The 13,244-nt window shown below is 66.3% G+C and carries 7 protein-coding genes; 2 read left to right on the forward strand and 5 right to left on the reverse strand.

Translation table 11 applies throughout. The features are described from left to right. Positions 1-20: 20 nt before the first annotated feature. Complete coding sequence (locus ACIGKQ_RS12875) at positions 21-1,556, reverse strand: NAD(P)/FAD-dependent oxidoreductase (RefSeq protein ID WP_235723820.1); 1,536 nt, start codon at positions 1,554-1,556, stop codon at positions 21-23. Between the two features lie 185 nt (positions 1,557-1,741). Between ACIGKQ_RS12875 and ACIGKQ_RS12880 the strand changes: the two genes are divergently transcribed. Beyond that, positions 1,742-2,314, forward strand: a complete 573-nt coding sequence (locus ACIGKQ_RS12880; RefSeq protein ID WP_235723893.1) for a TetR/AcrR family transcriptional regulator — start codon at positions 1,742-1,744, stop codon at positions 2,312-2,314. A 151-nt stretch (positions 2,315-2,465) separates the two neighbouring features. Beyond that, complete coding sequence (locus ACIGKQ_RS12885; protein WP_235723819.1) at positions 2,466-3,359, forward strand: endonuclease domain-containing protein; 894 nt, start codon at positions 2,466-2,468, stop codon at positions 3,357-3,359. A 180-nt stretch (positions 3,360-3,539) separates the two neighbouring features. Here the strand turns inward: ACIGKQ_RS12885 and ACIGKQ_RS12890 are convergent, their stop codons facing one another. The 4 genes from ACIGKQ_RS12890 to ACIGKQ_RS12905 all read right to left on the reverse strand — a co-directional run bounded on the left by ACIGKQ_RS12890 (position 3,540) and on the right by ACIGKQ_RS12905 (position 13,195). Then, the gene (locus ACIGKQ_RS12890; RefSeq protein ID WP_396573926.1) at positions 3,540-7,352 is read right to left on the reverse strand and encodes a multifunctional oxoglutarate decarboxylase/oxoglutarate dehydrogenase thiamine pyrophosphate-binding subunit/dihydrolipoyllysine-residue succinyltransferase subunit; all 3,813 of its coding nucleotides are present in this window, start codon (positions 7,350-7,352) and stop codon (positions 3,540-3,542) included. A gap of 161 nt (positions 7,353-7,513) precedes the next feature. After that, the gene (locus ACIGKQ_RS12895) at positions 7,514-11,350 is read right to left on the reverse strand and encodes an ABC transporter ATP-binding protein (RefSeq protein ID WP_396573977.1); all 3,837 of its coding nucleotides are present in this window, start codon (positions 11,348-11,350) and stop codon (positions 7,514-7,516) included. 20 nt (positions 11,351-11,370) lie between these two features. Continuing rightward, the gene (locus ACIGKQ_RS12900; RefSeq protein ID WP_266062069.1) at positions 11,371-12,126 is read right to left on the reverse strand and encodes a hypothetical protein; all 756 of its coding nucleotides are present in this window, start codon (positions 12,124-12,126) and stop codon (positions 11,371-11,373) included. Further along, on the reverse strand, positions 12,119-13,195 hold the full coding sequence (locus ACIGKQ_RS12905; RefSeq protein ID WP_396573928.1) for a glutathione S-transferase family protein: 1,077 nt from the start codon (positions 13,193-13,195) through the stop codon (positions 12,119-12,121). The genes ACIGKQ_RS12900 and ACIGKQ_RS12905 overlap by 8 nt, the downstream gene beginning before the upstream one ends. Positions 13,196-13,244 lie beyond the last annotated feature (49 nt).

Genomic DNA, 13,244 nt, shown 5'->3' on the forward strand with positions numbered 1-13,244 from the left:
TGTGTCTCCTTCGACGGCATTCAGGCGGTGACCGAGGCCGGCCGCTTGTCGGTGGTGTCTGTGGTTGCCGGGGCGTTGCGAGTGCGCTCCACATCGTAGGCGGCGATGTCGAAACGCTTGGTGACTCGTCGGAAGTTGAACGTGAAGCCGGGCCACAGCGTGGTGATGTTGCCGTGGTGATCCTTGTACCAGGACGCACATCCGCCGTTGACCCACACACTGTTGCGCAGGCTGTGCTGGATCTCCGCGTTATAGGCGCGCTGAGCGTCGAACTTCACGTCTGTGCGTGTGATGCCCTGCTGGCGAACCGTTTTCACGTAGTCGACCAAGTAGTTCAGCTGCGACTCGATCATGTACACCATCGAGGTGTGGCCCAGACCCGTGGACGGGCCGATCATCAGCATCATGTTGGGGAACCCGTTGACGAACGAGCCCTTGTAGCCCTGCATGCCGATCTCGTCCCAGACCCCGGCCAGGCTGCTGCCGTCGGTGCCGATGATCTTGCCGAACACCGGGGAGTCGGTGACGTGGAACCCGGTGGCCACCACGATGACGTCGACGTCGCGCACACGTCCGTCGGCGGTGCGGATGCCCGACTCGGTGACGCCCGCGATCGGATCGGTGACCAGGTCGACGTTGGATCGGGCGATCGCCGGGTACCAGTCGTTGGAACGCAGAATCCGCTTGCAGCCGACCTGGAAGGTGGGGGTCACTTTTCGCTTGAGCTCGCGGTCGCGGATGGACCGGGCGATGTTGGCGCGGCAGATGAGCTCGACCGGTTTGAGTGACTTGGGGGAGTAGGTGAGTCCGAACGCGGTGACCTCGTTGGCCGCGTAGACGACGCCGCGCATCGCCGTCTGGAACCCCGGCACGTTCTCGAACGCCCAGTGCTCTGCTGCGGTGTACGGACGTTCCGTCCGCGGCACGATCCACGGTGCGGTGCGCTGGTAGACGTCGAGGCGGCCGGCGACCTTGGCCAGTTCGGGCACGAGCTGGATCGCCGACGCGCCGGTGCCGATCACCGCCACTCGCTTACCGGTGAAGTCGTAATCGTTGTCCCACCGAGCCGAGTGCACGATCTTGCCGTCGAAGTCGTCGAATCCGTCGATGTCGGGCAGGTTGGGCTCGCACAGCGGGCCGACCGCGCCGACCATGATCTCAGCGCGCACCTGCTCGTTCTGCCCCTCGCGGACGACGTCGAGAATCCAGCGTTGCTGGTCCTCATGCCATTCGGCGCGCTCGACCTCGGTACCGAAGCGGGTGTGGCCGCGCACTCCGTGTTCATCGGCGACACCGTTGATGTACCGGTGGATCTCCGGTTGATGTGAGTACGAGCGCGACCATCGGGGGTTGTGCGCGAATGAGTAGGAGTAGAGCTGCGACGGGACGTCGCAAGCGGCCCCCGGGTAGGTGTTGTCGCGCCAGGTGCCGCCGAAGTCGGCCCCGCGATCCAGGATCACGAAATCGTCGACACCGTTCTGCTTGAGCTTGATGGCTGCGCCCAGGCCGGAGAAGCCTGCCCCGACGATGGCGATCTGTACATCGATCATTGTCATGGTCTCACCGTAGCGTTCTACTGAATGAGCGTCAATAGTTTGTTGAACTATGATCAATAGCGGCCTACGGTGGAGTGGACCAGCACGAATGCGCGGAAACGAACGCGGGAGAGGACACGTAAGCTGTGACGGTGACCCGAGGTTCTGCGACACAACGTCCCGCCGAGACGGCGAAACGGACCCGGATGAGTCCGGAAGCACGGCGCGACCAGTTCATCGATCTCGGCCTGCAGATGGTGCGCGATCGTCCGCTGGAACTGGTGTCGATCGACGCCATCGCCGAGGCCGCAGGCGTCTCCCGCGCACTGCTGTTCCACTATTTCGCCTCCAAACAGGAGTTCCACGTCGCGATCGCTCGGGCGCAGGCCGACGAGATGCTCGAGTGCACCGCGCCCGATGAGTCCCTCGGTGATCCGCTGGCGATGCTGTCGGGCTCGATGTCGGCGTTCATCGACTACGTCAGCACCAATCGCGAGGCGTATATGGCTTTCATGCGTGGGTCGTCGAGCGCGGACCCTGCCATGCGCGAAGTGTTCGACGGAACTCGCGCGGTGATGTCGGCGCGCATTCTCGACCACGCGCCCGCCCTGGGCATCGACGTCACACCGGTGGTGGAGATGACTGTGCAGGGCTGGATCTCATTCGTGGAGGAGACCACCATCAGCTGGCTCACCGAGCCGGTGGTCACGCGTGACGAACTGCTGGGCGTCATCACCGCGTCGCTCCCGGCGTTGGCCTCGGTCGTCCAGCACCCCTGATCGCCGGCAGAACCCCAAATCTCGCCGACAGAACCCGGATTCGCGCCGACTGAACCCTCGGCCCTACCGCAGGCTGTGGATAACGGCGTGAATTGTCCCCAGGCGCACGATTGATGTCGTTGTGGAAGCGCCGGTGCCCTGCAATGTCCTCATGGCACGCAATTCACCGAATGGCGACAAGTACCTTGTCCGACGCAAGAAGGCCGTGGCGTCCACTGAAATGTCGGCGGAGCAGTTCGCTGTCGCGTTCACACGGTTGCATGGTGACAGCTACGTCGAACGATCGGCTGTTCTCGCGCCCCGTGAGAGGATCATCGCGACTGCACGGACTGCGCCCGACGACGTGGTCGTCGGTGGGATCGCTGCGAAAGTCATGCACGGCGGCACATGGCATGACGGGGATTTCACGGTCGAGCTGATCCGCGCTCCTGACGCCGGCAACAAGCGAGGGCGCGGACGGGCGGTTCATCGCACAGACCTCGAGCCCGATGATGTCGTGGACATCGATGGTGTGAGGGTGACGTCGGTGTTACGAACTGCCCTCGACATTGGTCGGGTACCGCCGGAATGGCGCGCGCTCGGTCATCTCGACGACCTCGCATCAGCGACCGGCTTCTGCCCCGAGGACCTGGCCGCCTACGTCAAGCAGTTCCCAGCGCGCCGCGGTATCCGCCAACTGCGTGCGCTGATTCCGATGATCGACGGCAGATCGGAATCACCGCCCGAGAGCTGGCTCCGACTCCTGGTGTTCCGAGCCGATCTTCCGACACCGGATCTGCAGGTCGAGGTGGTCGATCCGGTTGATGGGCACGTCTTCGCGCGGATCGACCTCGCCTACGAGCAACTCAAGATAGCGATCGAGTACGACGGTGAGGACTTTCACTCGACGCCTGCACAGAAGGCCCATGATGAGGCCCGTGACGCCAAGCTGAGGGCACTCGGATGGATTGTCATACGTATCAATGCTGAACGGATGCGCACCGATCAGTGGGGAATCGTCATGGAGATCGAGAAGGCTCTGCGTGTGCGTGGCGGGTACTTCTGACCACCAGCCTCGGCGAGCGATTCCGTCGCCGCAATTGTGGGTTCTGTCGGCGGAATTTGGGGTTCTGTCGGCGTGAAACAGGGTTCTGTCGGCGAAGGCGCAGCCACCCCACTTCGTTGCGGAAGTGGGGTGGCTGCCGTTCGGTTAACCGCCGCGAGGTGCGGTCAGGAGGCCGTCACATCAGGAGAAGCACTCGTCGAGGATCTCCTGCTGCTCCACGGCGTGCACCTTGCTCGAGCCCGACGACGGTGCCGACATGGCCCGACGCGAGATGCGCCGAAGACCGCTGAGCACGTCCGGCAGCACCTCGGGCAGCCACAGGCCCAGGAACGGCCACGGACCCTGGTTGGCCGGCTCTTCCTGGACCCAGCGGAAGTCCTCGGCGTTCGGGTACTGCTCGAGGGTGTTGCGCAGACGGCGGTGCGGCACCGGGTACAGCTGCTCGATGCGCACGACAGCGACATCTTCGCGCTTCTCCTTGTCGCGGCGCGCGGCGAGTTCGTAGTAGAGCTTGCCGCTCACCAGCAGCACTCGCTTGACCTTGCTGCGATCGGCGCCACCGAGGAACCTCGGGTCGTCGAGTACCGAGCGGAACTTGTCGTCGGTGAACTCCTCGATGGGGCTGACGGCATTCTTGTTGCGCAGCATCGACTTCGGGGTGAACACGATCAACGGACGGCTGATGCCGTCGAGCACGTGGCGGCGCAACAGGTGGAAATAGCTCGACGGGGTCGACGGCAGCGCGACAGTCATCGATCCCTCGGCACAAAGCTGAAGGAATCGTTCGATACGACCTGAGGTGTGGTCGGGGCCCTGGCCCTCGTGCCCGTGCGGCAGCATCAGGACGACGTCGGAGAGCTGTCCCCACTTGGCCTCGCCGGAGGAGATGAACTCGTCGATGATCGACTGCGCGCCGTTGACGAAGTCGCCGAACTGGGCTTCCCACATCACCAGCGCGTCCGGGTTGCCGACCGAATAGCCGTATTCGAAGCCGACCACCGCGAACTCCGACAGCGGCGAGTCGTAGACCATGAACCGGCCCTCGGCGCTGTCGCCGGCGATGGTCTTCAGGTTGTTGAGCGGGGTGTACTCCGCGCCGCTGTCGCGGTCGATGAGCACCGAGTGCCGCTGGGTGAACGTGCCGCGCCGGGAGTCCTGACCCGACAAGCGGACCGTGCGGCCCTCCAACACGAGCGAACCGTAGGCGAGCAGCTCGGCAAAGGCCCAGTCGATCTTCCCGTGACGCGACATCTCGTGGCGACGTTCCAGCACCGGCTTCACACGCGGATGCGCATCGAAGCCGTCGGGGGTGTGGAAGAACGCGTCGCCGATGGCCTCGAGGACCTCCTTGTCGACGGCGGTCACCAGCTTGGTCGGCAGGGTCTGATCGGCCTGGATCGAGGGGCTCGGTTCGGCGTGATACTTCTCGAGTTCCTTGACCTCGTTGAACACCCGCTCGAGCTGACCTTGGTAATCGCGCAGAGCGTCCTCGGCCTCCTTGGTGGAGATGTCACCGCGACCGATCAGGGCTTCGGTGTAGCTCTTGCGGACGCCGCGCTTGGTGTCGATCACGTCGTACATGGCCGGTTGGGTCATCGACGGGTCGTCGCCCTCGTTGTGGCCGCGGCGACGGAAGCAGACGAGGTCGATGACGACGTCCTTGCCGAAGGCCTGACGGTAGTCGACCGCGAGTTTGGCGACCCACACGCACGCCTCCGGGTCGTCGCCGTTGACGTGGAAGATCGGCGCGCCGATCATCTTGGCGACGTCGGTGCAGTACTCGGTCGACCGGGAATGCTCCGGGGCCGTGGTGAAACCGACCTGGTTGTTGACGACGATGTGGATGGTGCCGCCGGTACGGTAGCCCGGGAGCATCGCCATGTTCAGTGTCTCCGCGACCACACCCTGACCGGCGAAGGCGGCGTCGCCGTGCAGCATCAATGGCAGCACCGAGAACTGATCGTCGTCGTCGAGCAGGTCCTGCTTGGCGCGGACGAGACCCTCGAGAACGGGGTCGACGGCCTCGAGGTGGCTCGGATTGGCGGTCAGCGAGACGTTGATCTCGTTGTCGCCGAACATCTGGTAGTACTTGCCCTCGGCGCCGAGGTGGTACTTCACATCGCCCGATCCGTGCGCCTGCGACGGATTCAGGTTGCCCTCGAACTCGGTGAAGATCTTCGAGTACGGCTTCCCGACGATGTTGGCGAGCACGTTGAGGCGGCCGCGGTGGGGCATGCCGATGACGACCTCGTTGAGACTGTGTTCGGCACCCTGGTCGATCACGGCATCCATCATCGGGATCACCGACTCGGCACCCTCGAGCGAGAAGCGCTTTTGACCGACGTACTTGGTCTGCAGGAACGTCTCGAACGCCTCGGCGGCGTTCAGCTTCGACAGGATGTACTTCTGCTCGGCGACCGGCGGCTTGACGTGTTTGATCTCCACCCGGTCCTGCACCCAGCGCTGCTGTTCGGGCTCCAGGATGTGGGTGTACTCGACACCCACATGGCGGCAGTACGCATCGCGCAGGATCGACAGCACGTCGCGCAGCTTCATCTTCTCCTGGCCGTGGAAACCGCCGACCTTGAAGCTGCGATCGAGGTCCCAGAGAGTGAGGCCGTAGGTGAGCACATCGAGGTCCGGATGACTCGCGCGTGCATCGCTGTCCATCATCAGCGGATCGATGTCAGCCATCAGATGCCCGCGGTTACGGTATGCCGCAATGAGTTCCAGAACGCGTGTGCTCTTGTCCACCAGTCCGGCGGGGATGTCGCGGCGCCAGCGGACCGGCTCGTAGGGGATGTGGAACGCGGTGAAGATCTCGTCGTAGAAGGCGTCGTCCAGCAGCAACTGGTGGATGGTCCGCAGGAAGTCGCCCGACTCGGCACCCTGGATGATGCGGTGGTCGTAGGTGGAGGTCAGCGTCATCAGCTTGCCGACGCCGAGATCGGCGATCTGCTCGTCGCTGGCGCCCTGGAACTCCGCTGGATATTCCATCGCGCCGGCGCCGACGATGGCGCCCTGCCCCTTCATCAGGCGCGGTACTGAGTGCACGGTGCCGATGGTGCCCGGGTTGGTCAGCGAGATGGTCACACCCGAGAAGTCCTCGGCGGTGAGTTTGCCGTCACGCGCACGTCGGACGATGTCCTGGTAAGCGGTGTAGAACTCCGCGAACCCCATCGTCTCGCAGTTCTTGATCGCGGCGACGACCAGCGTCCGATTGCCGTCTTTGCCGACCAGGTCGATGGCCAGGCCCAGGTTGGTGTGCGCGGGGGTGACCACGTTGGGCTTGTTGTCGACCTCGGCGAAGTGGCGATTCATGTTCGGGAACGCCTTGATCGCCTGGACGATGGCGTAGCCGAGGATGTGGGTGAAGCTGATCTTGCCGCCGCGGGTACGGGCGAGATGATTGTTGATGACGATCCGGTTGTCGATCATCAGCTTGGCCGGGACGGCGCGAACGCTGGTGGCGGTCGGGATCTCCAACGACGCCGACATGTTCTTGGCGATCGCGGCGGCCGGGCCGCGGAGGACCTTGTTCTCGTCCGCGCTGGGTGCTGTGGCCGCGGCCTTCGCCGGCTCCTTGGCCTTCTGCGAACGGGCCGATCCGTCGCGGCTGGCGGTGCTCTGGCCGGAAGCGGCCTTGGTGGCCGTCGATTCCTTGGTGGGTCCGGCCTTGCGGGCGGCAGCCTTTGTCGGCTGCTGGTCGAGGGTCACCTGCTTGCTCTGCTTGGCCGGCGCAGACTTCGAGGTGGACTCTGCCGAGGCCGACGGCGTTGCCGGGGCCTTCGCGGCGGACGAGGTCGCCGGAGCTGCGGTGGCGGGGGCGTCAGCGGTGGCCGCCGTATCGGACGAGCCGTTCGAGTTGGGGTCGTAGTCGGCCAGGAAGTCATGCCAACTCGGATCGACCGACTTCGGGTCCTTCTTGTATTGCTGGTACATCTCCTCGACCAGCCAGGTGTTTTGTCCGAAATCCGAAATCGAACTGCTCACAGCGCCTACTCGCCTCAATTCCCTCTGGTGTCGGGTCGCTTGTCACCACGTAAGTCCCTTGTGAAGACTATCGGTGAACCACCTGCAGATGGTACGCGTGCCGAGTCGGTGGCGTGCGTCTGACCTCACCGAACACAGCATCTTGAGGTGTATGTCACCTGTCACCTGAGGCGGATGTCACCGGCGGTGGCGATACCGTCGGCGTCTGGGGCGACACCGGCATCCCAGAACGCGCGGTACCGTCCGTTCAACGCCAGTAGCTCGCGGTGTGTTCCCCACTCGACGATTCGGCCCCCGTCGACCACGGCGATGACATCGGCCCGTGCCGCCGTGGCGAGGCGATGGGCGACGATGACCGACGTCCGGCGGTGGGTGAGGGCCTCGCCGGCGGCGAGTACGAGCGCCTCGGTCGCCTGGTCGAGGGTGGCGGTCGCCTCGTCGAGCAGGAGCAGGTCGGGGTGAACGAGTTCGGCGCGCGCGAGCGCGATCAGTTGGCGCTGCCCCGACGACAGACCCTGCCCCCGCTCGCCAATCGGGTGGTTCATCGCGCCGGGCAACTCGGCGATCATGCCCGCGGCGCCGACCGCCGACGCCGCCGCGGCGATCTCTGCCCGCTGGGCATCGGGTCGGCCGTACGCGATGTTGTCGGCGACGGTGCCGGTGAACAGATGTGGTTCCTGTGGCACGACTCCGATGCGGGCGCGGTAGGCCTCGAGTTCGTGGTCGCGGATGTCGGTCTCGTCCATCCGGACCGAACCCGAGGTGGGGTCGTAGTAGCGGGCCAGCAACTTGACGATGGTCGACTTGCCCGCGCCGGTCTTGCCGACCAGCGCCAGCGAGGTGCCGGACGGGACCGTGAGGTCGATCTCGGTCAGCGCATCGCGATCGGCGCCGGCGTAACGGAAGGACACGTCGGCGAAGTCGACGCGGCCGTCGAAACCCGCTGCCGGTACGGGAGTGTGACTGTCGCGACGGTGCAGCGAACTCGGGGTGCGGATCAGGTCGCCGATACGGCGTAGGCCGACCGCGGCCTGCTGGTATCCGTCGAATACCTGGGAGAGCTGTTGTACCGGCCCGAAGAGCATCGACAGGTAGAGGACGAACGCGACGAGGGTGCCCGCCGACAGCGAGCCCTGGGAGATCTGGTGTGCGCCGACCGCGATTGCGACCGCGGCGGCGAGGTCGGACATGAAAGTGATGAACGGGAAGTAGATCGAGATCGCGGTCTGGGAGACCATCCGGGCGCTCAGCCACTCGTCGGTGCGGCGGGTGAAGCGTGCCGTCGCGGTGGGCGTGTGCCGATAGGTCTGCGTGGTCTTGATACCGGCGATGTTCTCCTGAAAGTCGGCGTTGACCAGGCTGACCAACTCCCGTGACCGGGTGTAGGCCACCGAGGAGATACGGCGGAACATCACGGTGGCGACGATCAGCACCGGAAAGACCGGCAGGATGAGCGCACCGAGTAACGGATCGGTGATGAGCAGGGCCACCGTGACCCCCACCAGGGTGAGCGCTGCGACGACCGCAGTGGACAGGCCCGTCTGCAGGAACGTGGACAGTGCGTCGACATCGGTGGTCATCCGGGTCATGATCCGACCGGAGAGTTCGCGCTCGTAGTAGTCCAGACCCAGCCGCTGCAAGTGCGCGTAGCTGCGGACGCGCAGACCGAACAGGACGCGTTCGCCGGCCCGGGTCGAGGTGATCGTCATCGTGGCGGCGGCCAGCCAGCCGACGCCCACCAGTGCCACCCCCACCGCGCTCGCCCACCACAGCGTCGTTTCGTCGGTGTGCGTCGCGGCGTCGATCACGGTGCGCGCCAGGGAGGGAAAGGCCAACCCGACGAGGGTGTCGATCGCGATGGTGACGATTGCGGCGCCGAGCAGCCAGCGCACCGGCCGCAGGAGTTGAGCCAAGGAGAAGTCCCGGTTGTCCGAGCGGGCAGTGTTCACGTCGATGGTGGGCTGCTCGTCGGCGGGTGGTAGCGCGTCGACTGCGGCGGTGAGTTCGGGCGTCGCCGGCATCGAGCCAAGGGCGCCGCCCATGCCACCGCCGCCCCTGGCGCCGCCGCCACCCGGGCCTCGGGTGGGTGTCACCGGTCGTCGGATGGTGTGATCGGGTGCGGTGACGGGAGTGGGTGGCCACAGGTCGTCGAGCGCCGGGCCCCCAGGCACTTCCGGGAGGGTCTCGCCGACCACCTGTTCAGGGTCGGCCGAGGACATCAGGCTGGCGAACAACCCGCACCGCGCGTCCAACTCGTCGACGGTCCCCACGTCGACGATCCGCCCGCCGTCGAGAACGGCGACCCGGTCGGCCAGGGCCAGCGTGGACCGGCGGTGTGCCAGCAGCAGCATCGTGCGGCGCTCGGCGCGCAGCCCGCGCAGGATCCGGACCTCGGTGGAGGCGTCCACCGCTGAGGTCGCGTCGTCGAGGACCAGTACGCGGGACCCGGCGTAGAGCGCGCGGGCCAGGGCCACGCGCTGGCGCTGGCCGCCGGACAGGGTCAGTCCCCGCTCGCCGACGACGGTGTCGAAGCCATCGGTGAGGCCGTCGATGAACTCGAGCGCGTCCGCGCGCTCGGCGGCCGACACCAGTCGGGCGCTCGGTGGCGCGCCGGAGGCGAGGCTGGTGTCGGCGCCGTCGGGCCCGAGCATGATGTTGGCCGCGATGGTGTCGGAGTACAGGAACGGTTCGTCGAAGACCACCGACACCGCGTCGTGCAAGGCGTCGGGTGCCAGTGCGTCGACCGGGTGGACCGTGTCGCCGACCAGCAGCTCGATCGCACCGCGCTCGGGCCGGTAGTAGTGTCCGACCAGATCCGCGAGGGTGGACTTTCCCGACCCGGGGCGGCCGACCACGGCGACACATTCGCCGGGCCCCACAGTCAGGTCGACCCCGTCGAGGACCTGTCGGTCACCGAATGCGAACCCGACGTCGCGTACCCGCAGCCCGATCGGCCCGTCGGGCAGGGTCGCGGTGTTGTGTTCGGCCGGGTCGCGCGGATGGTCGATCACGTCGTAGACGCGATCGACGGCGGCGCGCGCGAGTTGCGCGCTCACCACGAGGTTGGTGAGTAGTCGCGCCAATGCGGTCATCGAGGCGATGTAGGTGGCGAAGGCGAGGAAGGTGCCGGCCGTGATGTGGCCGTGCATGGTGAGGTACCCGCCGAGCGCGATCACGGCGACCATGCCCAGTTGTGGGATGGCGGCCATTGTGGGGGTGAAGCGGGCGTTGATCCGTCCGGCCCGCATCCGCAGCGAGAACAGGCGGGTGCCCAGGCCGACCAGTTCGTCGACTGCACGGCGTTCCTGACCGAACCCCTTGACCACACGGACACCGGTGACGGTTTCCTCGACATGCTGTGCCACGTCGGCGGCCGCCTGCTGGGCAGACCAGGTGGCGGCGAACAGCTTTCGGCGAGTGCGCATCACGACCAGGGCGACCAGCGGGAAGATCGACAATGCGACGCAGGTGAGCAGGGGTGACAGATAAGCCATGATGCCGATGGCGAACACGACCTGGACCGCGGCCCCGATTGAGAGTGGCGCCATGGCCAGCAGGCCCTGCACGATCTGCAGATCCGAGATCGACCGGGAGACGATCTGGCCGGTACGGATCTGGTTCTGCGCGTTGCCATCGAGATGCAGCAGCGTGTCGAGCAACTTGCGACGCAGCCCGTTCTGCACGGTCACCGACAGCCGTCCCGCGGTGAGGCGCCGCCCGAACTGACATCCGTAGCGCACCACCGCCAAGACGACGAGCGCGATGACGATGAGCCGGATCGACAACCCGTCGGAGACGGCGCCGGTCGCGTGGTCGATGGCCGCCTTGGCAAGTAGCGGCGCGATCAGGTCGACCGCGACCGCCACCGCTGTCACCGCCAGTGTGATGGTGACCAGCGCGCGATGGCGTCCACATTCGGCGACGAGTCGCCGGATCCAGCCGCGTCGGGTGGGGGCGTCGTCGGTTGCCGGCGGCGTCCCCTTGTCACCGTGCCGCACTCGGGATTGGAGCGCGGAGATCACCGACGTCCCGGCGGAAGCCCGGTACCGGCGACGACCTCGCCGTCGATCGTCCACGTGGTCGGCGGTGGGCCGAACGCCTCGCGTGCGTTGGCAATGACGCGTTTGCCCAGGGCGCGGTTGCCGACCCCGCCGATCATTGCGCCGATGCCGGCCGGCAGGAGTTTGCCGAACAGCAGTGGCGCGCGCTTGAACGCATACTTCTTGGCCACCTTGTTGACGAGTGTTTTGTTCAGCTTCGCCAGGCCGCCGCCGGGAATGCTCGCGCCGCCCAGCCGCCGCAAGGCCCCGCCCCGGGTGCCGACGAGGCGCCCCAGCGCGACGACGCCCTCCTCGCCGAGCGCGACGGCGAGGACGAGGGTTTTGCGGCGCTCGGAATCGTGCACCGGGATGCCGTGTACCTCGGCGATCGACAACGCGAGCAGGGCCGATGCCTCGAGGAAGAACGCGGTCTCGCCGGTCATCGCGCCCAGTGCGGTCATCGTGCCCACGCCGGGGACGGCGGCGGTCGCGCCGACGGCGCCGCCGGAGCCGGTGACGGCGGTGAGGTAGAGCTTCTCGAGTCGCGCGATGATCTGCGCCGGCGTCTCCTCCGGATTCGCGGTTCGCAGGCTACGCACATATCGGGCAACTGCCGGCGCCTGCAGGCGTTGCGCGCGGTCGAGGAGACCGCCCGTCACCTCCACGGCCTTGCCGGGAGGGCGCTGCTGGTCGCCCGAATCCCCGCTTCCATGGGTCCGGTCGCGATCAGCCATCGGTCGGCACTCCGTCCGCGGCGGGCACGACCTCGCCGGGCTGTGGCGGTCCGGGGGGTGTGCCGTCGCCGAAGGGGCGACCCCCGAGTTCCTCGCGATGATGGGGAGTCAGCCAGTTGTGGAGGTCGGGACCCACCGGGATGACGCCGGTGGGGTTGATGTCTCGATGCACCACGTAGTAGTGGCGTTTGATCTGGGTGAAATCGATGGTGTCGCCGAATCCGGGCGTCTGGAACAGGTCGCGGGAGTATGCCCACAACACCGGCATCTCCGCGAGCTTGCTGCGATTGCACTTGAAGTGGCCGTGGTAGACGGGATCGAAGCGAGCCAGGGTCGTGAACAGTCGGATGTCGGCCTCGGTGATCGTGTCGCCGACCAGGTAGCGCTGGTTGGCCAGGCGCTCGGAGAGTTCGTCGAGCTTGGCGAACAGCCGGTCGTAGGCCTTCTCGTAGGACTCCTGGTCCCCGGCGAAGCCGCAACGGTAGACACCATTGTTGACCTCGGTGTACACACCCCGGTTGACTTCGTCGATCTCATCGCGCAGATGTTCGGGATAGAGCTCCGGTGCGCCTTCGCGGTGGTGGTCGGTCCATTCGAGTTCGAAGTCGATGGTGATCTGCGGGTAGTCGTTGGTGACCACCGCACCGGTCGGGATGTCGACCACCGCGGGCACGGTGATCCCCTTGGGGTAACCGGGGAACCGTTTCTCGTACGCGTCCTTGAGACGGGGGATCTGCAGCACCGGGTCGAGGCCCTCGGGGTCGAGGTCGAAGGTCCACGAGTCGGAGTCATGGGTGGGTCCGCACATGCCCATCGACAGCGCGTTCTCGAGGCCGAGGAGGCGGCGCACGATGATCGTCCGGTTGGCCCATGGGCAGGCCCGGGCGACGACCAGGCGGTAGCGGCCTGCCTCGACGGGGTAACCGTCGCGGCCGTCGCGGGTGATCCGTGTGTCGATGTAGTTCGTGTCCCGGACGAACTCCTGTCCGGTGGTCACATAGACACCCTGCTCGGTCGCCGCTCCCTCGGTGGGGGCGGCCGCGGCGGTGCGGGGGCTGTTGGTGGTCATGTGATCCACAGTAATGACCCCGTCCGACGGTTGGCAGAAGATGGTCGAA

Origin of the sequence: Gordonia sp. NPDC062954 (assembly GCF_044543825.1) — a bacterium.
Classification (GTDB): domain Bacteria; phylum Actinomycetota; class Actinomycetes; order Mycobacteriales; family Mycobacteriaceae; genus Gordonia; species Gordonia tangerina.

Coding starts and splice junctions, on each gene's coding strand:
- ACIGKQ_RS12885 (WP_235723819.1), top strand. CDS start 2,466: ATGGCACGCAATTCACCGAATGGCGACAAGTACCTTGTCCGACGCAAG.
- ACIGKQ_RS12905 (WP_396573928.1), bottom strand. CDS start 13,195: ATGACCACCAACAGCCCCCGCACCGCCGCGGCCGCCCCCACCGAGGGA.
- ACIGKQ_RS12880 (WP_235723893.1), top strand. CDS start 1,742: ATGAGTCCGGAAGCACGGCGCGACCAGTTCATCGATCTCGGCCTGCAG.
- ACIGKQ_RS12900 (WP_266062069.1), bottom strand. CDS start 12,126: ATGGCTGATCGCGACCGGACCCATGGAAGCGGGGATTCGGGCGACCAG.
- ACIGKQ_RS12875 (WP_235723820.1), bottom strand. CDS start 1,556: ATGACAATGATCGATGTACAGATCGCCATCGTCGGGGCAGGCTTCTCC.